This is a genomic window from Nocardia sp. NPDC102475, from assembly GCF_055584605.1.
In genome coordinates, this window is the sequence record NZ_JBVJLS010000004.1 from 103,475 (window position 1) to 122,186 (window position 18,712).

At 66.1% G+C, this 18,712-nt stretch carries 22 protein-coding genes; 14 read left to right on the forward strand and 8 right to left on the reverse strand.

Translation table 11 applies throughout. The features are described 5' to 3' along the window. The first annotated feature begins 94 nt into the window (after positions 1 to 94). On the forward strand, positions 95 to 808 hold the full coding sequence (locus ACZ60G_RS08675; RefSeq protein ID WP_465808554.1) for a hypothetical protein: 714 nt from the start codon (positions 95 to 97) through the stop codon (positions 806 to 808). On the opposite strand, the gene ACZ60G_RS08680 is transcribed toward ACZ60G_RS08675, so the two are convergent. Continuing rightward, complete coding sequence (locus ACZ60G_RS08680) at positions 786 to 950, reverse strand: nitroreductase family protein (RefSeq protein WP_465809145.1); 165 nt, start codon at positions 948 to 950, stop codon at positions 786 to 788. The genes ACZ60G_RS08675 and ACZ60G_RS08680 overlap by 23 nt on opposite strands. A gap of 334 nt (positions 951 to 1,284) precedes the next feature. Here ACZ60G_RS08680 and ACZ60G_RS08685 point away from each other — a divergent pair, with 334 nt between their 5' ends. The 6 genes from ACZ60G_RS08685 (at position 1,285) to ACZ60G_RS08710 (ending at position 5,135) form a co-directional block, all read left to right on the forward strand. Next, positions 1,285 to 1,683, forward strand: coding sequence for a PaaI family thioesterase (locus ACZ60G_RS08685; protein ID WP_465809147.1), 399 nt, complete (start codon positions 1,285 to 1,287; stop codon positions 1,681 to 1,683). Positions 1,684 to 1,749: 66 nt separating this feature from the next. Continuing rightward, the gene (locus ACZ60G_RS08690; RefSeq protein WP_465808556.1) at positions 1,750 to 2,052 is read left to right on the forward strand and encodes an urease subunit gamma; all 303 of its coding nucleotides are present in this window, start codon (positions 1,750 to 1,752) and stop codon (positions 2,050 to 2,052) included. 7 nt (positions 2,053 to 2,059) lie between these two features. Continuing rightward, positions 2,060 to 2,377 carry an urease subunit beta gene (locus ACZ60G_RS08695; protein ID WP_397047343.1) on the forward strand — a complete coding sequence of 106 codons (318 nt, stop codon included), beginning with the start codon at positions 2,060 to 2,062 and terminating at the stop codon, positions 2,375 to 2,377. Next, complete coding sequence (locus ACZ60G_RS08700; protein WP_465808558.1) at positions 2,374 to 4,095, forward strand: urease subunit alpha; 1,722 nt, start codon at positions 2,374 to 2,376, stop codon at positions 4,093 to 4,095. Before ACZ60G_RS08695 ends, ACZ60G_RS08700 begins: the two co-directional genes overlap by 4 nt. A gap of 158 nt (positions 4,096 to 4,253) precedes the next feature. Further along, positions 4,254 to 4,934, forward strand: coding sequence for an O-methyltransferase (locus ACZ60G_RS08705; protein ID WP_465808560.1), 681 nt, complete (start codon positions 4,254 to 4,256; stop codon positions 4,932 to 4,934). A gap of 21 nt (positions 4,935 to 4,955) precedes the next feature. Beyond that, positions 4,956 to 5,135: a hypothetical protein gene (locus ACZ60G_RS08710; protein WP_465808562.1), complete on the forward strand. Its 180-nt coding sequence runs from the start codon at positions 4,956 to 4,958 to the stop codon at positions 5,133 to 5,135. Here ACZ60G_RS08710 and ACZ60G_RS08715 read toward each other — a convergent pair. Further along, positions 5,126 to 6,106 (reverse strand): zinc-binding dehydrogenase, encoded by a 981-nt coding sequence (locus ACZ60G_RS08715; protein WP_465808564.1) that lies wholly within the window; start codon positions 6,104 to 6,106, stop codon positions 5,126 to 5,128. The two genes, ACZ60G_RS08710 and ACZ60G_RS08715, sit on opposite strands and share 10 nt — an antisense overlap. Positions 6,107 to 6,163: 57 nt before the next feature. Further along, positions 6,164 to 6,841 carry a TetR/AcrR family transcriptional regulator gene (locus tag ACZ60G_RS08720; RefSeq protein WP_465808566.1) on the reverse strand — a complete coding sequence of 226 codons (678 nt, stop codon included), beginning with the start codon at positions 6,839 to 6,841 and terminating at the stop codon, positions 6,164 to 6,166. Between the two features lie 91 nt (positions 6,842 to 6,932). Between ACZ60G_RS08720 and ACZ60G_RS08725 the strand changes: the two genes are divergently transcribed. The 3 genes from ACZ60G_RS08725 to ACZ60G_RS08735 are packed head-to-tail and all read left to right on the forward strand — an operon-like array spanning position 6,933 to position 9,800. Continuing rightward, a complete protein-coding gene (locus ACZ60G_RS08725; protein ID WP_465808568.1) occupies positions 6,933 to 8,393 on the forward strand; it encodes an MFS transporter in 1,461 nt (486 codons plus the stop codon). Between the two features lie 49 nt (positions 8,394 to 8,442). Then, positions 8,443 to 8,892, forward strand: a complete 450-nt coding sequence (locus ACZ60G_RS08730; protein ID WP_387292848.1) for a Cif family virulence factor — start codon at positions 8,443 to 8,445, stop codon at positions 8,890 to 8,892. After that, a complete protein-coding gene (locus ACZ60G_RS08735) occupies positions 8,889 to 9,800 on the forward strand; it encodes an SDR family NAD(P)-dependent oxidoreductase (protein ID WP_465808576.1) in 912 nt (303 codons plus the stop codon). Before ACZ60G_RS08730 ends, ACZ60G_RS08735 begins: the two co-directional genes overlap by 4 nt. Here the strand turns inward: ACZ60G_RS08735 and ACZ60G_RS08740 are convergent. Both ACZ60G_RS08740 and ACZ60G_RS08745 read right to left on the reverse strand, forming a co-directional pair. Then, positions 9,761 to 10,858 (reverse strand): 4Fe-4S binding protein, encoded by a 1,098-nt coding sequence (locus ACZ60G_RS08740; protein ID WP_465808577.1) that lies wholly within the window; start codon positions 10,856 to 10,858, stop codon positions 9,761 to 9,763. The genes ACZ60G_RS08735 and ACZ60G_RS08740 overlap by 40 nt on opposite strands. A 66-nt stretch (positions 10,859 to 10,924) precedes the next feature. Next, the gene (locus tag ACZ60G_RS08745; protein WP_465808578.1) at positions 10,925 to 11,503 is read right to left on the reverse strand and encodes a phosphatase PAP2 family protein; all 579 of its coding nucleotides are present in this window, start codon (positions 11,501 to 11,503) and stop codon (positions 10,925 to 10,927) included. A gap of 123 nt (positions 11,504 to 11,626) precedes the next feature. Here ACZ60G_RS08745 and ACZ60G_RS08750 point away from each other — a divergent pair, with 123 nt between their 5' ends. Genes ACZ60G_RS08750 through ACZ60G_RS08760 form a run of 3 tightly spaced genes read left to right on the forward strand, consistent with a single transcriptional unit; the run spans position 11,627 to position 13,680 of the window. Then, a complete protein-coding gene (locus ACZ60G_RS08750) occupies positions 11,627 to 12,283 on the forward strand; it encodes an urease accessory protein UreF (RefSeq protein ID WP_465808579.1) in 657 nt (218 codons plus the stop codon). Between the two features lie 40 nt (positions 12,284 to 12,323). Then, the gene (ureG, locus tag ACZ60G_RS08755; protein WP_465808581.1) at positions 12,324 to 13,040 is read left to right on the forward strand and encodes an urease accessory protein UreG; all 717 of its coding nucleotides are present in this window, start codon (positions 12,324 to 12,326) and stop codon (positions 13,038 to 13,040) included. Beyond that, positions 13,030 to 13,680, forward strand: coding sequence for an urease accessory protein UreD (locus ACZ60G_RS08760; protein WP_465808583.1), 651 nt, complete (start codon positions 13,030 to 13,032; stop codon positions 13,678 to 13,680). Before ureG ends, ACZ60G_RS08760 begins: the two co-directional genes overlap by 11 nt. 144 nt (positions 13,681 to 13,824) lie before the next feature. Here the strand turns inward: ACZ60G_RS08760 and ACZ60G_RS08765 are convergent, their stop codons facing one another. Together ACZ60G_RS08765 and ACZ60G_RS08770 are read right to left on the reverse strand one after the other, a co-directional pair. Further along, positions 13,825 to 14,541, reverse strand: a complete 717-nt coding sequence (locus tag ACZ60G_RS08765; RefSeq protein ID WP_465808585.1) for a hypothetical protein — start codon at positions 14,539 to 14,541, stop codon at positions 13,825 to 13,827. 162 nt (positions 14,542 to 14,703) lie between these two features. After that, entirely contained in the window at positions 14,704 to 16,143 is a 1,440-nt protein-coding gene (locus tag ACZ60G_RS08770) for an NAD(P)/FAD-dependent oxidoreductase (RefSeq protein ID WP_465808586.1), read from the reverse strand. A 178-nt stretch (positions 16,144 to 16,321) separates the two neighbouring features. Here ACZ60G_RS08770 and ACZ60G_RS08775 point away from each other — a divergent pair, with 178 nt between their 5' ends. Then, on the forward strand, positions 16,322 to 17,824 hold the full coding sequence (locus ACZ60G_RS08775; RefSeq protein ID WP_465808588.1) for a cytochrome P450: 1,503 nt from the start codon (positions 16,322 to 16,324) through the stop codon (positions 17,822 to 17,824). Here ACZ60G_RS08775 and ACZ60G_RS08780 read toward each other — a convergent pair. Next, positions 17,811 to 18,527, reverse strand: coding sequence for a serine hydrolase (locus tag ACZ60G_RS08780; RefSeq protein ID WP_465808590.1), 717 nt, complete (start codon positions 18,525 to 18,527; stop codon positions 17,811 to 17,813). The genes ACZ60G_RS08775 and ACZ60G_RS08780 overlap by 14 nt on opposite strands. Positions 18,528 to 18,712 lie beyond the last annotated feature (185 nt).

Sequence of the window (18,712 nt, forward strand, 5' to 3'; positions counted from 1 at the left end):
CCTGACTCGATATCTGGTGTCCGATTGCTAGGTCTGGTAAGCCTAACCTATCTTTTCGATCCGACCCATCACTGAGCCGACCCGAGGAGGTTCGATGTCCGAGCCAGTCACGACCTATATGCCTCGCCAGTCCCAGGTGGCATTCGGCAGGGCCTGTGCCCGGTTGCGCTCGTTGCAGCCCGAACATCCGCGGGTATATGCGGTGGCCGCCATGTCCGAGCAGGGCAAACGGCGCTGGTGGCGGTTGGCCGACGGATTGCGGGAGGGGCGGATCGAGCTGATGTATCGGCGGCATGCCGCGGAGATGATCAGCGCCGATACCGCCGCCGAGGTGGTGGCTACCGCGCTGATCCACGCGGTGATCGGCCGGGTGGTCGCGCTGCTGGTGGCCGAGGGGCGGGTCTGGGATCCCGGTCTCGAGAATCTGTGGCTGCACACCGACAATGACGGCGGCATCGACTGGGCGGGCTTGGCGGACACCACGATTCGGGTGCTCGACGGTGATCGGCTTGCAGGAGAGGCCGGGGTCGTCACGTTGCCGTGCGAGCGGGCGATGTACGTCTGGCTCGTGCATCGGTGTGAGCCGTCGTTGCGGTTGATCCAGCGGACATTGGCGGGCTGCGCAGGGCTCGGCGAGCGTCGATTCTGGTCGTTGGTCGGTGAATCCATTGTCGGTGCGGCCACTTACGTGCCGGATCTGGCGCGGACGGATTCGCTGATCGGTGCGCGCCGGGGTGAGGGGTTGCTGTCGACGCTGGAAGAGCGTGGTTTGCCGGTGCGACGCGTTATGGGGTGCCTGGTTCGGTAGGCCCTATCAGGTGAGCGGCTTGCTCGACTGCTACCCGCAGCGTCTCGGTGGTCACCGCGATGAATCGCCATGGTTGCCGGTTGCGTGCCGAGCCGGTTCGTCGGGCCATGTCGACGATCGCGGCGCTAGTCGTGCGTGGAATGGGTTATGGCAGAAAGTGTCTGGACGTCCATGGCCTTGGTCGAATGCGCCACCGCATGCAGAGTCCGAGCGGCAGGAGTTGCTTACTTAGGTAAGCCTGACCTATAGTAATTTCGGCGTTGGGATCGGCCGAGTGTTCCGGAGGGCTGCCGAGAACCCCCGATCCACTGCCGCGGCGGGCTCCATGTGCGTGTGGAGCCCGCCGCTCTGTCTCGCGACCGAACGCCGGGAAGTAGCCGTCGTGCGAGGGCCTGGACGCCCTGTGTCAAGGTGAATGCATGACACAGCAGGAAGTTGCCCAGATCGAGTCGCTGGCCGACGTGACGCCCGAGCTGATGACCGAGCTCAGCAAGAACACCTTCACCGATCTGATCGGCCTCGAATTCACCGAGGTCACGCCGGATCGGGTGCGCGGCGAGTTGACCGCGGGGCCGCAGCTGCTGCAGCTGGCCGGCATTGTCAACGGCGGCGTGTACTGCACGGTCGTCGAAACGCTGGCCAGCGTCGGCGGTGGGGTCTGGTACAACGCCCAGGGCAATAAGGGCACCGTGGTCGGGGTGAACAACAACACCGACTTCCTGCGCTCGGTCCGCGAGGGCAAGGTCTTAGGCGAGGCGACGCCGCTGCACCGCGGCCGCCTGCAGCAGCTGTGGCAGGTCGTGCTGACCGATGGCGAGGGTCGCACGGTGGCGCGCGGTCAGGTCCGGCTGCAGAACCTGCCCGCACGGGATTGATCGGCGTTCCCGGAACGGGCGTGCCAGAATTACCGTCACCCGATCCACGAGCGCTGAGGAGCCCGGATGCGACTGTCGCCGCACGAGCAGGAACGGCTGTTGCTGAGCTACGCGGCCGAACTGGCCCGGCGCAGGCAGGCGCGCGGGCTCGAGCTGAACCATCCGGAGGCGGTCGCGCTGATCACCGATCATGTGCTCGAGGGTGCGCGCGACGGGCGCACGGTCGCGGAGCTGATGTCTTCGGGGCGAACGGTCCTCACGCGTGCCGATGTGATGGACGGGGTGCCGGAGATGATCCAGGACGTGCAGGTCGAGGCCACCTTCCCGGACGGCACCAAGCTGGTCACCGTCCACCATCCGATCGGCTAGGGCGACCATGATTCCGGGTGAATACCTCTGCGCCGAGGGCACTATCGAGCTGAACGCGGGCGCCGACCGCATCGAGCTCGATGTCGTGAATACCGGTGACCGACCGGTCCAGGTCGGCAGCCATGTGCATTTCCCGCAGGCCAATGCCGTGCTGCGTTTCGATCGAGAGGCCGCGCACGGACGTCGGCTCGATATTCCCGCCGGTACCGCGGTCCGCTTCGAACCCGGTCTCGGCCAACGGGTTTCGCTGATTCCGCTCGGCGGGGCGCGCGAAGTGCACGGCATCAGCCTGAATCCCCCCGGACGTTTGGACGGTGCGTCATGAGTGATCTGAGCCGTGCGCGCTACGCCGAACTGTTCGGCCCGACCACCGGCGACCGAATTCGCCTGGCGGATACCGATCTGCTGATCGAGATCACCGAAGACCGCAGCGGCGGACCGGGACTCGCGGGCGATGAGGCCGTCTTCGGCGGCGGCAAGGTGCTGCGCGAATCCATGGGCCAAGCCCGCGCCACCCGCGCCGACGGCACCCCCGACACCGTGATCACCGGCGTGGTCATCATCGACCACTGGGGAATCATCAAGGCCGACGTGGGAATTCGTGACGGCCGCATCAGTGCCATCGGCAAGGCGGGCAATCCGGACACCATGAACGGAGTGCATCCGGATCTGGTGGTCGGCCCGAATACCGAGATCATCGCGGGCAACGGCCGTATCCTCACCGCGGGCGCCATCGACTGTCATGTGCACTTCATTTGCCCGCAGCTGATGGACGAGGCACTCGGCGGCGGCATCACCACATTGATCGGCGGCGGCACCGGTCCGGCCGAGGGCAGCAAGGCGACCACCGTGACGCCCGGATCCTGGCATCTGGCCCGGATGTTGGAGGCCACCGACGCCTGGCCGATGAATATCGTGTTGCTGGGCAAGGGCAATACCGTCAGCGCCGAATCCATGTGGGAGCAATTGCGTGGTGGCGCGGCGGGTTTCAAGCTGCACGAGGACTGGGGTTCCACTCCGGCCGCCATCGATGCCTGCCTCACCGTCGCCGATGCGGCGGGTGTGCAAGTGGCGCTGCACTCGGACACCTTGAACGAAGCCGGATTCGTCGAGGACACGCTCGCCGCCATCGCGGGTCGCGGCATCCACGCCTACCACACCGAGGGCGCGGGCGGCGGGCACGCACCCGACATCATCACCGTCGCTGCACATCTCAATGTGCTGCCCAGTTCGACCAACCCGACCCGCCCGCATACCGTCAATACCTTGGACGAGCACCTGGACATGCTCATGGTGTGCCATCACCTCAGCGCGTCCATCCCGGAGGATCTGGCCTTCGCGGAGAGTCGAATTCGGCCCTCCACCATCGCCGCGGAGGATCTGCTGCACGATCTCGGCGCGATTTCCATGATCGGCAGCGACTCCCAGGCCATGGGCCGCATCGGCGAGGTCGTCATGCGCACCTGGCAGACCGCGCACGTCATGAAGCGCCGCCGCGGTGCGCTGGCCGGCGACGGCGCCGCCGATAACGCCCGCGTGCGGCGCTACATCGCGAAATACACCATCTGCCCGGCCATTGCCCACGGACTCGACCACGAAATCGGTTCGGTGGAGGTGGGCAAGCTCGCCGACCTCGTGCTGTGGGATCCGGCGTTCTTCGGTGTCCGCCCGCATGCCGTCCTCAAAGGCGGTGCGATCGCCTGGGCCGCCATGGGCGATGCCAACGCCTCCATCCCCACTCCGCAGCCGGTGTTGCCGCGCCCCATGTTCGGCGCCGCACCACTGGCCGCCGCCGCGACCTCGTTGCATTTCGTCTCCGAACACGCCATCGAGGACGGCCTCGCCGACCGCTTGGGCCTGCGCCGAAAACTGGCTTCCGTCAAGAACGTTCGTCGTGTCACCAAGGCCGATATGCCGAACAACGACGCCATGCCACGGATCGAAGTAGATCCGGACACCTTCACCGTGCGCATCGATGGCGAGGTCTGGACCGAGCAGCCCGCCACCGAATTGCCCATGGCCCAGCGCTACTTCCTGTTCTGATTACTGGTGCGGGGAAGGGCTGTTTGCCGGGCGATGACTCGACATCGGAGCTGCAGGTTCGGTCGTCCAGTTTCAGGCCGAGATCGACGGCGACCAGTTTTGCGGGTGTCGGCTTCAGTTTCGGCGGTATCCGGGCAGCCGGTGGCAGACTTCATGGCATGACGACGTTCGAGTGGGCCGACGTGGACAGCTACATCGTGGACTCTCTGGTGGGAGGCGAGGATTCGACCGCGACGGCATTGGCCGCGAATGCGGCAGCCGGATTGCCCGCCATCGACGTATCGCCGGCGCAAGGGAAGTTCCTGCATTTGATAGCGCGGTCGATCGGGGCGCGGAGGGTGCTCGAGATCGGCACGCTCGGCGGTTACAGCACGATCTGGTTGGCGCGGGCAGTGGGTAAGGACGGCCAGGTCGTCACCCTGGAATTCGAGCCGCGGCACGCACGGGTGGCGCGGGAGAATCTGGATCGGGCCGAGGTCGGGGACCGGGTCGAGATCCGAGTGGGTGCGGCGCTGGACAGTCTGCCCGTGCTGGCGGAGGAGGATCCGGAGCCGTTCGATCTGGTGTTCATCGACGCCGACAAGGTCAACAATTCGAACTATGTGCTCTGGGCGCTGCGCCTGACCCGGCCCGGCTCGGTGATCATCGTCGACAACGTCGTGCGCAATGGCGCTGTCGCCGACGACCATTCGGACGATCCGGCGGTCCAGGCCAGTCGTGATCTGGTGGACCTGCTCGCCGCCGAGCCAAGCCTCGACGCCACCATTGTGCAAACCGTCGGCAGCAAGGGCTGGGACGGTTTCGCCTACGCCGTGGTCAACGGTGAGGTCCTCGACTGAACACGGCAGCTCGGATCTCCGGTGCGCGATTTCGCCGGTGATCCGGGCGTGGGGGCGGCGGATGGGCGTGATCGGGTGGAACCGAACAGCGGCGGGGTGCGTCATGGACTTCGAGCGACGGACAACCTCGACCGAGCGATGCGCGCAACGGTCGAGGGGTTCCGTGAGGAGAACGATCCGGGCTACCGCTCCTACGCCTGAAGCACCACCTTGCCGACGGTGCCGCGCGACTCCAGCGCGCGGTGCGCGTCTGCCGCATCGGCAAGCGCGAAACGCTGGACCGCGGGCCGCAGCCGCCCGGCTGCGGCCTCGGCCATTGCCTTATCCTCCAGCGGGCGCAGATCGCCGCCGACGCGCTGGAGCATGCGGGGTCCCACGACCATCTCGGAGGTGATGCCGCGCGTGGCCAACTCCTGCTCCGAAAGCGATAGCGGAGCACTGTCGGCCGCGCCGTAGATCAGATGCTGACCGCCCTTGCCGAGCAGATCGATTGCGGTGCGGCTTATTTCGCCGCCGACACCGTCGAACAGCACAGTGGCCCTGCGGTCGCCGAGTTGGATGCGCACCTGCTCGGGCCAGTCGGGACGAAGGTAGTCGATCGCGATATCCGCGCCATTGCGTTGCACCAGCTCGACTTTCGCGGGTCCACCGGCCAGCCCGACGACCGTCGCGCCGACATTCTTCGCATGCTGAACAAGCAGGGTCCCGATGCCGCCCGCGGCGGCGGTGATCACCACAACACTGTCGGGGCCGAGTTCGGTGAACAACAGAATCCCCATGGTCGTTCGCCCGGTGCCGACGATCGCGACCGCCTCCGCCGGATCGAGTTCGGCCGGAATCTCGTGCAGCCGAGCCGTTTCCGTCACGGCCAACTCGGCGTAGCCACCGGGCTCCTGGCCGAGATGCGCGACGACCCGCTTACCGAGCCAGGACGCATCGACGTCGGGTCCGATCTGGTCCACGGTCCCGGCGACTTCGCGCCCCGGGATCGTCGGCAACGTGGGCGGCGGATAGGGACCGGCCGCACCACGACGCAAGGCCGTATCAATGAAATGCACGCCCGCCGCCGCGACCCGGATGAGCACTTGACCCGATCCGGGCATCGGATCGGGAACCGTTTCGTAGCGCAGATTTTCGGCTGGTCCGAAGGTGTGAAGGCGGATGGCGTGCACGGTGGCTCCAATTCGTCGGCGAACCAGCCCACCCTGCAACCTGAAGTGCCGTTCAGGTCAAGTGGTGGCAGACCTCGAGCATCGTGCCTCGAATCCGTCGCAGAGCGCGGACAATCCGATATGCAGCAGATCCTCCGAGGTCAGGTCGCTGACGCCACTGCCGTTCAGATCGGCGAGTGCGGGCGGGATCGGCAGTTGTGATGTTCCTTCCAGCAACGCCCGCAGTCCGTTCGAGCCCTCCGGATTCATGCCCTTGCGCGCGACCAGCGCACCGCTGATATGTGGCAGCGTGGCCCCGGAGATGTAGTTCCACACCGCGAAGGCCATGGTGGACGCCTCCCGTGTCGAGACATCGAGCTCGCGCAGCCCCTCGACCAGCCAGGCGAAACAGGCCAGTCCCTGCGGGCCGAAGCTGTAGCGAGGCATCGCGAAGGTGAGCAGCACCCACGGATGCTTCTGGTAGAGCGCCCAATCGATTTCGGCGGCAATGCGGACCCGGTCGCGCCAGGTCCAGTTCTTGCCCTCCGGCGACGGATACGGGTTGCGGGCCGAGATCTCGTCGGTCATCAGCGCGAGCAGTTCGTCCTTGTTCGCGACGTGCCGGTACAGCGACATGGCTCCGACACCCAGTTGCTCGGCGATATGTCGCATGGACAATCCGTCGAGCCCCGCCTCGTCGGCAAGGGTGATCGCGGTGTCGACAATGGCCGCCTGGGTGAGCTTCGGCTCGGTCATCCCATGACTCGCTTCCGGTTTTGGGACCGCATGCGTACACTGTACCCGGATTGATGCGTACGCCGTACGCGACACGGGAGAGGAAATCGACATGACACAGGTGGAGGTCGCGCAGGCGGCGCCGAGCGGTTCGCGGCGTGCTCGGCTCGGTCTCGCGGTACTGCTGTTGCCGGTGCTGCTGGTGTCGATGGACATTTCGGTGCTGTTCCTGGCCATGCCGACGCTCACCCTCGATCTCGACCCCTCGGCCGCGCAGCAGCTGTGGATTCTCGATATCTACGGCTTCCTCATCGCGGGCCTGCTGATCACCATGGGCAATCTCGGCGACCGGATCGGGCGGCGCAATATTCTGCTGGTCGGTGCGTCGATCTTCGGTATCGCCTCGATCATGGCGGCCTTCGCGCCGAGCGCAGCGGTGTTGATCATCGCGCGGGCGCTGATGGGGATGGGCGGCGCGACGCTGCTGCCGTCGAGTCTGGCGCTGATCTCCAGTCTGTTCCCGAACGCCCGTGAGCGTGCCGCCGCAATCGGTGTGTGGACCGCATTCTTCGCGGGCGGATCGGCGGTCGGCCCGATCCTCGGTGGCCTGCTGCTGCACCACTTCTGGTGGGGCTCGGTATTCCTCATCAATATTCCGGTACTGCTGATCCTGCTCGCCTTCGGTCCGTTCGTGCTGCCGGAACATCGCGCCGGGGTGGTCGGTCCGCTGGATATTCCGAGTGTGCTGCTGTCGATCGGCGGCATTTTGCCGGTGGTGTACGCGGTGAAGCAGATCGCCGCGGAAGGGTTCGATGTCGAACCGCTCGTGATCGGACTCATCGGTGCGGTGCTGCTCGCGATCTTCGTGCGGCGCCAGCGGCAGCTGGCCGAACCGCTGCTGGATATGCGACTGTTCCGGCGGGCGCAGTTCTCGGTCGCCATCGGCTCCAGCCTGGTCGGCATGATGTCGCTGGCCGCGATGAGCTATCTGACCAGCGTCTACCTGCAATCGGTGACCGGCCGTGACCCGCTCGCGGCCGCGCTGCTCGGGATTCCGATGGCGATCGCGGTATTCGTGTGCTCGATGGGTGGTGCGCGGGTCGGACACAAGCTCGGGGTGCGTCCCACCTTCGTGCTGGCGCTGCTGGCCTCGGCTATCGGCAATCTGATGCTGATCGGTGTCGGCGTGGACGGCGGAATCGCCTGGTACCTTGTGGGATCCACGATTGCGGGCATCGGTTACGGCTTGGCCTTCACCCTGGTGTCGGAAGTGGCGGTGTCCTCGGTGCCGGCGGAGCGGGCCGGATCCGCGGTCGGGATCTCCGAGACCAGTTTCGAATTGGGCAACGCGCTCGGCCTCGCATTGCTGGGTTCGGTTGCGGCACTGGTCTTCCGGTCCGGTGGCGACTATGCGGACACCCTCGGTGAGACGATCCAGCATGCGGGCGGCAATTCCGCGCTGATCGATTCCGCACGCGAATCCTTTGTCTCCGGAATGCATGTCGCGACCTCGGTCGGTGCGCTGCTGTTGGTGGTGATGGCGGCGGTCGCCGCATTCGCACCCCGGCGCTGACGGCGCGCCTCCCCGGATTCGGCCGCGATTCGCGATATAATCAGATGTCATGATTTCGCATGACATCACCTCGATCGAGGGTTTCATCCGCAGCTACGACGAAATCGTCGCGGCATCGGATTTCGCCGCACTGCCAAGCCTTTTCGAGCCGGTGATCCTGGTGACCACCCCGACATCGAGTCGCTGTGTGAGCCGGGAGGAGTTCGTGGCCGCCGCCCGAGCGCGGGCCGACCAGTTCGGTGCGGGGTCGACGCCGCGCACTCGTCTGGTCGAGCAAACCACCTTCGAACTGGGCGGACACTGCTGGCTGACCTCGGCGCGGTGGGCGCTGTCGCTCGGCGAACGGTCCCTCGACGTCTACAGCGACTTCCTGGTGCGCCGTGCCGAAGACGGGTTGCGGATCGCGGCCTACCTGCCCCGACAGGATCTGCCCGAGCTCCTGCGCACCTCGGCAAATGATCGCGAACAGGGCAGGTCGGCGCATACAGTCGAGAGGTGAACGACACTCCCGAATCGAGCAACGGCCGCCCGCTCGCCGAGCGAGTGGCGTCCTGGCTGCTGTACCCGACCTCCCGGCCGCGCGAGAAATCCCTGCGCGCGGAGGTCGCGGGCCGGACCGTGCTGGTAACCGGCGCGTCGCACGGTATCGGTAAGGCGAGCGCGCGCAAACTGGCCGCGGCCGGTGGGATCGTGCTGTTGGTTGCGCGCTCTGTCGACGCTCTGGAGCAGGTGGCAGCCGAGATCACCGCCGAGGGCGGTACCGCGCACGTGTACCCGACGGATATGACCGATATGGACGCCGTCGAAAAACTCGGGCGCGACATACTCGCCCAGCACAGTCATATCGATGTGCTGATCAATAACGCGGGCAAGTCGATTCGCCGTTCGATCGACGAATCCTACGACCGCTTCCACGATTTCACGCGCACCATCGATGTGAACTATCTCGGTCCGGTCCGGCTGCTGCTCACCTTGCTGCCGAGTATGCGCGAACGCAAACAGGGCCATATCGTCAATATCTCCACCTGGGGCGTGCTCATGCCGCCCGCCCCGCGGTGGGCCGCCTACGGTGCTTCCAAATCCGCCTTCGATATCTGGTTGCGCAGTGCCGCAGCGGAAATCGCCGCCGACAAGGTGACGACAACCGCTATCTACATGCCGCTCGTGCACACCAGGATGAGCGCGCCGACCGACTTCAGTCGCGTTCCCGGGCTAACCGTCGACGAAGCCTCCGATCTGGTCTGTCACGCCGTCGCCGCCAAGCCACGCAAGATCGCGCCTTGGTGGTCGCCGGGGGTCCAGGCGTGGTCCGATCTGACCCGAGGACGGGCGCAGCGTTTCATGGAACACGCGTTCCTCGCTGATCGTTACACGCCACGTGTCCGGCGCGGCCGCGGGCCGATCTGATCGAGCAGGACATTGACCTCGTCTGGGAAACCATTGGTCACAGCCTTCGGCGTCTTGGTCGGGAATCGGCGCGTGACGTGCTCCTCCGCTGCCGATCCCGGCAGGACGTAGACGGGTTCGGCCTTGTTCTGCAGCGGACGCACGACATCGTCGAGGTGGGTTTTGCGATCGTCGAGGTAGGCGCCGATCACATCCTCGCCGGCCGGGCAGACGGCCATGCAGTATCCGGCCTTGTAGTTGGGTTTGAATGACAGGCTCTGCCACATCGAGAACGATTCGCCGGTGGTGACGCGTTCGCGGTAGTCGGCGGCGCTATCGCTGTCGGCGATGGTTTCGGCCCAATCGGTGAAGCCGCCCATGAACTCTCGATAGTTGTGGGTATAGCAGGCCTGGAAATCGAAGCCGCCGTCATTGGTGATCGCGCCGACCGGACAGGCCGATACGCACAGCTTGCATTCCAGACACGGATTGAAATCCAATGCGGCGCTCGGCTCGTCGATCACCGCATCGGTGACCACCGTGCCCAGCAGGATGAAATTGCCGAACTTCGGGTGAATCACGTTGCGGTGGATACCCATGACGCCCAATCCGGCCGCCTCGGCCACCACCTTGTGCGCGATCACCCAGATCCGACCCGGGAACTTGTCGACCTCCATCGGATATCCGGGCGCGGGGTAGACCGCGCGGTACCCGGCATCCTGCAGGGCCCTGGTAATGCGGCGCGACACCTCGTTGGTCTCGTCGTCGGCGTGGTTGAATTCGGTATTGGCCAGGCTGCGCATGGTGCTGCGCAGGTTGTCCCGGTTCATCCGGACACAGAAGGTCACGAAAGTGCGTGCGGAGGGCAGGATTTCGCGCGCATGCTCGAGTTCGACCGCCACCCTCGGATCGTCGACCGGTACGAAGCCCACATCGTCGGCTCCGGCCGCGAGGCAGAGCTCGCGCAGCCGCGCCGCATTCAGCACCGGATCCGGTGTCGTGCGCGCCATTTCGGTCATCCGCTTGACGGTTGGATGCTCCGCCAATCGTCGCTGTCCAGTTGGTTCCTTATCCGACATCGGCCCTCCTCGTAACCGCGAGACCGATACGGCCTCAGGAAGATAGACCGCGCCGACCCCCGAAACTCATCGCACTCCGGGCGTGTCGGATGGTAAGTGGTTGGCGATATCGCGGTTCGGGCGCAACTTGTCGACCGTCCACGCGACGGCAGCGCCGACGCCCGCGCCGAGCAGCCAACCGGCCAGCACATCGGTCGGCCAGTGCGCACCGAGATACACCATGCACCCGCCGACGAACACCACCACCACAACGAGCGCGGTGCCCGCCGCGCGGCGCATGCGGGGCGAGCGCCACTGCACCGCCAGGAAGATGCCCATCGCCAGTGCCGACGTAGCCGCAGCATGCGTGGAAGGCATTGCCCAGCTGTGGATTTCGGGCCACAAGGTCAGTTCTCCACCCGGCCGCGGCCGCCTGACCACCTGCTTCAGCCAATGCGCGATGAAATCGCCCAGCAACAGACTCGCCGCCGCGATACCACCGACCCGCCAGCTCCGCGTCGCGACCACGGCCAATACCCCGGCCAGCGCGACGATCTCGAGTACCTCGATGCGCATTCCGGCATTGCCGATGCTCTGGATCACCTGCGTCACCGCGTCGGCGCGCCGGACCGAGACGACGCGCATGATGTTCTCATCGAACCCCATCGCGTCGATGTTTCCAGACCCCCAGCGGTGGCAGGAGACATCCCGAGCCCGCTCCGGTCCGAAGATCATGTGTGGCCCGGTCGGGGTGAGGGAGCCCGGCCGTGTCACGCATAGGATCGACGGGTGCACGGATCGGATGCGGGGACCACGGGGTTGGCGACGTTGTTCGCGTTGGCGGACTCGCGGCTGCCGATCGGGGGACATGTGCATTCCGGCGGTGTGGAGGAGGCGGTGGCGTCCGGCGTGGTGCGCGATGTCGCGACGGTCGAGCTGTATTTGCGGCGGCGGGTCCGGACGTCCGGACTGGTGGCTGCCTCGTTGGCGGCGGCGGTGTGTGCGGGGAAGATGACCGCCGAGCGGGCGGAAGCGGAGGCCGATGCGCGGACACCGGCTCCGGCTGCACGGGCGGCGTCGCGGGCTCAGGGACGTGGTTTGGTGCGGTTGGCGAAACAGGTTTGGCCGGGGGCGGATTGGACGATTCTCGGTATGCGGCCGCATCTGTCGACGGCCTTCGGTGTGGTCGGGCAGATCTGCGGTGCGACTCCGGAGCAGGCCGCCGCGGTCGTCGTCTACACGACCATGACCGGCGCGGCGACTGCGGCACAGCGGTTGCTGGCGCTGGATCCCGCGGCTGTCGCCGCCTGCACGATCCGGCTCGGCGAACTCTGCGATCGGACCGCCGCCGCCGCCGCGACCGAACTAGCCGCGCTCTCGGATCCGCTACAGGACGCACTCGCACAGCGACACCTCGTACGCGATATGCCCCTGTTCGCGTCCTAGGCGCGCAATCGGTAAAGATGAAGGCGGAAAGGAGCACGATATGCCACCCCACCTGATCGACGGCGAACCGCACGATCACTCGCACGACCGGCCCAAGCGCGAGCGCACGCCCGGCGAGGCGCTGCGCATCGGTATCGGCGGCCCGGTCGGTTCGGGCAAGACCGCCCTGGTGGCCGCCCTGTGCCGACAGTTGCGTGACGAACTGTCGCTCGCGGTGCTGACCAACGACATCTACACCACCGAGGACGCCGACTTCCTGCGCAGGCACGCGGTGCTGCCGGATGAGCGGATCACCGCCGTGCAGACCGGTGGCTGCCCGCATACCGCCATTCGCGACGACATCACCGCGAACCTCGATGCCATCGACGATTTGATCGCGGCCAACCCGCCCCTGGATCTGATCCTGGTCGAATCCGGCGGCGACAATCTCACCGCCACGTTCTCCTCCGGCCTGATCGATGTGCAGATCTTCGTCATCGATGTCGCGGGCGGCGACAAGGTGCCGCGCAAGGGCGGTCCCGGCGTGACGTTCTCGGATCTGCTGGTGATCAACAAAACCGATCTGGCCCCGCTGGTCGGTGCCGACCTCGACGTCATGGCACGCGATGCCGCGAAGGTACGCGAGGGTCGCCGCACGGCGATGATCTCGCTGACCGAGGATCCGGCCGCCACCGCGGTGCTCGCCTGGGTGCGCGAGCAGCTGCGAACCATCGCCGAACAGGAGAAATCCGTCACCGAATCCGCTGTTGCGCACTGAGGTTCGCATTATCGCGGCCGTCGGCACGCTGCCCGAGATCCACGCGAGCGGCGGGCTGGCGGCCCGGCGCACCGGTCCGGACACCGTTCACCTGATCGGCACCGCGGCCACTCCGCTCGGCGGCGATGAACTCGATATCGAGATCGTGGTCGGCGCGGGCGCACGTCTGGTGGTGCGCTCGGTCGCGGCCACCATCGCGCTACCGAGCACGCGCACGCCATTGTCGTTGGCGCACTGGCATTTCGACGTCGCGGGCGAGCTGGATTTCGATCCGGAGCCGACGATCGTGGCGGGCGGTGCGCACCACCACGCGGTGACCGAGGTGCGATTGACCTCCGACGCCCGGCTACGGTTGCGCGAACGCGTTCAGATCGGGCGCACGGGCGAAGACGGCGGCGGTTGGCGCGGTGACCTGATCGCCGATATCGGCGCCCTACCGCTGTTGCGGCATCGACTCGAACTGGGTGCGGGTAGTGCCACCGATGACAATCTCGCAGCACCGAGGGCATTGGACAGCGAACTCGTCTATCCGGACGACCGCCCCGTGGAAACCGACGGTCTGGTCGCGGCCTGTCTCCCGCTCGCTTTGGGCGGCACCCTGTCCACCCGAACGGGACCGCTACTCGTCAGTAAGCGATAGCTCCCGATTCGCCCCACAATGTGTCATCCATCACAGCGGGCTTTTGCCCGGACCGAGACGGTGTAGCGATGCGCCGGGCGGGGGAATGAAAAGAGGTGGGAACCCGACAACGTCGTCAGGTTCCCACCCTGGTTCGGCGCTCGATCAGTCGCCGACGACCCGCGAGGGCGCGTTGAACGCATTGACCGCGCCGACAGCCGCACCGGCCGCCGCCCCGATCACAGCCGCGGGGGCAGTGATCACGGCCGCGCCGAAGCCCGCTCCGAGCATCGGACCCGCGACCACGCCCACCGGCACGAACGCGAGTCCGAAGACCAGTCCCAGCGCACCGCCGACCAGCGCGGAGGTCGCCGCGACCGGGACCGCCGCCCCGGCCCCCGCCACCGCACCCATCGCGGCGGTGCCGATGGTCTGTCCGGCGATCCGGTCCGAGCGGCTGCGCTCCATGCCGATCGAATCGAGGAATGTCGCCAGATTGGCCTCGGCCATTGCGGAGTTGTCGTTGATCTGGATCGCCTGCTCCTGGTTGATCCAATCCGGTGCGTCGATGGTGACGTCACCGAAGCGGAACTTGCCGGGCGGCGGCGCGATCGGCGGCACCGGAGCTACGGGGCCGGGCGCGTGCAGCACACCGACGGGCGCGAGGTACTTCTTATCCGGCGCGGGACGCGACCACTGCAGCGAGCTCTTGGTGTCGTCCGGGATTTGCAGACCCTCGTACGGCATCGCGTTCGGGGCGTCGGCCGCGGGCCACTGCGGCTTCTGCTCCTGAGTGGCTGTATTCGACTGTGCGGGATCGGCATTCGCGGTGCCGGTGCCCACCAGCGCCAGAACGAGCGGTACTGCACCTGCCGCGACCATCGTCCCCATCTTCTGCCGCTGCGGGTTAGGAGCTCTGTGCTTGCCTGTCCCCATACATCGCCTTTCATCCGGAGAAATGTCATCCCACATTCGGATTCGAGGGAGTCTCGGATGGGTGCAAAATTGGGTGAGGCGGCGATATTGCTAACCATTAGCTGACGGCTAGCCCACTTTGCGGTCGGCCGCCTTCTCGGTGCGCGCGGCCTTCCCGTTCTCCGCGGGCGGAGCCCCCAGCGCGGCCGCGAGTTCGTCGGCCTCCTGCTGATCGGCCTGCACCGCCTCCACCGCGAGCCGGGCGAAGACCCACTGCTCGGTGGCCGCCATCTGCCCGCGGGTGCGGCCGAGGAAGGTCACGAACCACTGGATGACGGTGATGATCCGGCTGCGGTAGCCGACCAGGTAGTACAGGTGCAGCGCGAGCCAGGCCAGCCAGGCGATGAATCCGCCGAACTCCAGCTTGCCGACCTGGCAGACGGCGCTGAACCGCGACACCGTCGCCATACTGCCCTTGTTGAAGTACTTGAACGGCTTGCGGTCCTGCGGCGCTTCGCCTTTCAGTCCGGCCTTGATCTGCTTGGCCGCATAGGTCGCGCCCTGGATCGCCCCCTGTGCCTGACCGGGCACATTCGGCACCGACATCAGGTCGCCGACGACGAACACATTCGGGTGGCCCTTGATGGTCAGATCGGGTTCGACGATCACGCGTCCGGCGCGGTCGGTCTCGGTGCCGTCGGAGCGTTCGGCGAGCATCTTGCCCAGCGGGCTGGCCTGCACACCGGCCGACCACACCTTGCACGAGGATTCGATCCGGCGCACCGTGCCGTCGGCATCCTTCACGGTGACACCGTGCGCGTCGACATTGGTGACCATGGCGTTGAGCTGGATCTCCACCCCCATCTTCTCCAGCCGCCGCTTGGCCTTACCGCCCAGCTTCGGACCCATCGGGCCCAGCACCGCGCCCGCGCCCTCGACCAGGATCACCCTGGCATCGCGCGGATCGATGTTGTGGAAGGTGCCCTCCAGGGTGCGATCGGCCAGTTCGGCGATCTGACCGGCCAATTCGACACCGGTGGGTCCGGCGCCGATCACCACGAAGGTGAGCAGTCGGTCCCGCACTTCCTGGGTGGTGGCCAGTTCGGCGCCTTCGAATGAGCCGAGGATGCGCGCGCGTAGCTCCAGCGCGTCGTCGATGGTTTTCATGCCGGGGGCGTAGGTGGCGAACTGGTCGTTCCCGAAGTAGGACTGCTGCGCTCCGGTCGCCACGATCAGACTGTCGAAGGGGGTGACGGTGTTCTGGTTGAGCAGCTGCGAGGTAACCGTCTTGTGCTCGAGGTCGATATCGATGACATCGCCGAGCAGCACCTGGGCGTTCTTCTGCTTGCGCAGCACCAGCCGGGTCGCGGGGGCGATCTCACCGACCGACAGGATGCCGGTGGCCACCTGGTAGAGCAGCGGCTGGAACAGGTGGGTCGAGGTCTTGGAGATCAGAGTGACGTCGACGTCGGCATGTTTGAGGTGCTTGGTACCGAACAAGCCGCCGAATCCGGAGCCGATCACCACCACCCGGGGGCGATGGTTCTCCTGGACAGACTGAGTGCTCATCGTCGGTGCTCCTCAAACCTGGGGTGCGGCCCCTCGAACGGTGTTGACCCGACTTACGGTAGTCGGCGCTCTGCTGGCCGTCGCGGCGAGATCCCGGTTGTTGATGTGCCGATTCTTTTCGAGCGAACGAATGTGAAAAAGAGAATACGATAGATCCTGTCGTTCAGGGAGGTTTGTCATGGTCGCTGGTGGCCGTGTCGCCGACATCCGCAGCGGGAATGGAAAGCCCAGCGTGCGGCACGAATCCGAGAATGCGTCGCTCATCGACGTCCCGGACGACCACCTGATCGATCGACTGCTACGCCGGGTTCCCGAGCGTCCCCATGTGCTGGCCTCACCGCCGCGCGGCAGCACCGCGATCGCGGTGACAGGAGATGCCGGACTTCCGTATTTCGGCCGGGGTCTGCACTACCTGCGCTGGGGTCCGGCGGAAATGATGCAGCGGTATCGCCGCTACGGTCCGGTATCGCTGAATTCGTCGCTGGGCTTGGATCGCGTGCTGGTCTGCGGTCCGGAGGCGATCGATGAGGTGCTCGGTAAGCGGCGTCGCGATTTCGGCCAGGGCTGGGACTACTTCATCGGTCCGTTCTTCCGGCGCGGACTGCTGCTCCTGGAATTCGACGAGCACATGTTCCATCGCCGGATCATGCAGCAGGCGTTCACCAGGGAGCGGCTGGAGGCGCATCTCGCGGCGTTGACGCCGGTGGCGCGGGCCGCAATCGATCGGTGGGCGCCGCGGACCGGCGGCACCGTCCGGCTCTATCCGACGATCAAGGAATTGACGCTGGAGATCGCGGGCGAGACGTTCATGGCCGTCGATGTCGGTATGCAGCGCCGCAAGCTCATAGATGCGTTCATCGACTGTACCCATGCCGGACTATCGGTTATTCGACATCCGGTGCCCGGCGGCAATTGGCGTGCCGGGCTGCGCGGCCGCAAGGTGCTCGAGCAGTATTTCACCGACATGCTGCCGAGCAAGCGCCGGACCGAGTCGGCGGATTTCTTCTCCGGACTGTGTCATGCGCGCACCGAGGACGGCGCCGAATTCAGCGACGCGGATGTGGTCAACCACATGATCTTCCTGATCATGGCCGCGCACGACACCACGACGACCACCGCCACCGCCGTGGCCTACTACCTCGGCAAACATCCCGAATGGCAGCGGCGGGTGCGCGCCGAGGTGCGCGCAATGGACGCTGAAAACGGCGGCGCGGCACCGACAATCGCCGCTCTGGACCGGATGCGCGAACTGGATCTGGTGATCAAGGAGAGTTTGCGCTTGATGCCGCCGGTGCCAGGACTGCCGCGACGGGCGGTGCGCGACACCGAAATTCTCGGGCATTATATTCCGGCGGGCACGCCGATCGATTGCGCGTATACGGTCAATCACTTCCTGCCGGAGCTGTGGACCCGGCCGGAAGTGTTCGATCCGGAACGCTTCGGCGAAGCGCGGCGCGAGGACAAATCGCATCGACTCGCCTGGGTGCCCTTCGGCGCGGGTGCGCACAAATGCATCGGGATGCACTTCGGGACCTTCGAGGTGAAGACGATCATTGCCGCGCTGGTGCGCGATTACGAATGGGAACTCCCGGGGGATTACCGAATGCCGTGGGGATTCACGACGATTCCGTTCCCCCGGGATGGTGCACCCGTGTCTTTGCGTCCCCTCAGCGTCCGCTGAACAGGAGTTCGGCGACCTTGGTGTCGGTCGCGGCGCCTTCGGTGTAGCCGCCGTCGCTGCCGAGCGAGCTCATGATGGCCAGGGTGTAGCGCTCGCCGGGGCCCGCGAAGCCGACCGAGTTCACCACCCAGCCGCCCTGCTCCTCGGACCAGCCGTTCTTGAGGCCGGGCCGCATTGCGGCGCCCGCGCCCCACACACCCCAGTGCTGGTTGCTGTCGACCGCGCGCATACGGTCGAACAGGTAGTTCCGGTCGTCCGGGTGCATATTGCTGAAGATCGAATCCATCAGCCGATCCAGGTCGGCGGGGGTGCATTTCTGGAACGACCAGTCCGGGAACATCGCGGTATTCGTCGGCTGCGGAACCAGGTTCACCATGCCGCTGGCGCGGAAGGCATTGTTATAGGCCATCCGATCGAGGCCGGCGTACTTGTTCCAGAGGATGTCGGCGGCCTGGTCATTGGAGGTGGCGAGCATCGATTCCATCAGGCCGCGGTCGTCGGGACCGAGACCGATCACGCCCGCCCGCGCTCGGTTGAGCAGATCGGCGGCGATCGCCAGTTTGATGGTGGAGGCGGTCCAGACCGAGTTCTCCGCATTCTCGTTCGCGTACACGCCGCCGCTGACTCGGTCACGGACCACGTAGCCGGTCACGCCGGGTCGACTCTTCAAATACGCGTCGACAGCGGCGATTCGGCTGCTCATATCGCAATCGAAACCGGCGATGCAGCCCTGCGTATGGGCTGGAGGCGCCGCGTAAGCCGACGGAATCAGCGCGGTGGTAGTGGGGACCAGGATCGCCGCAGCGGCGAGGACAGAGACGGAGGCGTGACGCACGAGGCAACACGATCGCACATCGGCGGGCCGGACGCACGTCTTGAGCTCTGCGC

Coding starts and splice junctions, on each gene's coding strand:
- ACZ60G_RS08740 (WP_465808577.1), bottom strand. CDS start 10,858: ATGTCGGATAAGGAACCAACTGGACAGCGACGATTGGCGGAGCATCCA.
- ACZ60G_RS08675 (WP_465808554.1), top strand. CDS start 95: ATGTCCGAGCCAGTCACGACCTATATGCCTCGCCAGTCCCAGGTGGCA.
- ureG (WP_465808581.1), top strand. CDS start 12,324: ATGCCACCCCACCTGATCGACGGCGAACCGCACGATCACTCGCACGAC.
- ACZ60G_RS08720 (WP_465808566.1), bottom strand. CDS start 6,841: ATGACCGAGCCGAAGCTCACCCAGGCGGCCATTGTCGACACCGCGATC.
- ACZ60G_RS08745 (WP_465808578.1), bottom strand. CDS start 11,503: ATGGGGTTCGATGAGAACATCATGCGCGTCGTCTCGGTCCGGCGCGCC.
- ACZ60G_RS08690 (WP_465808556.1), top strand. CDS start 1,750: ATGCGACTGTCGCCGCACGAGCAGGAACGGCTGTTGCTGAGCTACGCG.
- ACZ60G_RS08730 (WP_387292848.1), top strand. CDS start 8,443: ATGATTTCGCATGACATCACCTCGATCGAGGGTTTCATCCGCAGCTAC.
- ACZ60G_RS08770 (WP_465808586.1), bottom strand. CDS start 16,143: ATGAGCACTCAGTCTGTCCAGGAGAACCATCGCCCCCGGGTGGTGGTG.
- ACZ60G_RS08780 (WP_465808590.1), bottom strand. CDS start 18,527: ATGAGCAGCCGAATCGCCGCTGTCGACGCGTATTTGAAGAGTCGACCC.
- ACZ60G_RS08725 (WP_465808568.1), top strand. CDS start 6,933: ATGACACAGGTGGAGGTCGCGCAGGCGGCGCCGAGCGGTTCGCGGCGT.
- ACZ60G_RS08700 (WP_465808558.1), top strand. CDS start 2,374: ATGAGTGATCTGAGCCGTGCGCGCTACGCCGAACTGTTCGGCCCGACC.
- ACZ60G_RS08685 (WP_465809147.1), top strand. CDS start 1,285: ATGACCGAGCTCAGCAAGAACACCTTCACCGATCTGATCGGCCTCGAA.
- ACZ60G_RS08695 (WP_397047343.1), top strand. CDS start 2,060: ATGATTCCGGGTGAATACCTCTGCGCCGAGGGCACTATCGAGCTGAAC.
- ACZ60G_RS08765 (WP_465808585.1), bottom strand. CDS start 14,541: ATGGTCGCGGCAGGTGCAGTACCGCTCGTTCTGGCGCTGGTGGGCACC.
- ACZ60G_RS08775 (WP_465808588.1), top strand. CDS start 16,322: ATGGTCGCTGGTGGCCGTGTCGCCGACATCCGCAGCGGGAATGGAAAG.
- ACZ60G_RS08705 (WP_465808560.1), top strand. CDS start 4,254: ATGACGACGTTCGAGTGGGCCGACGTGGACAGCTACATCGTGGACTCT.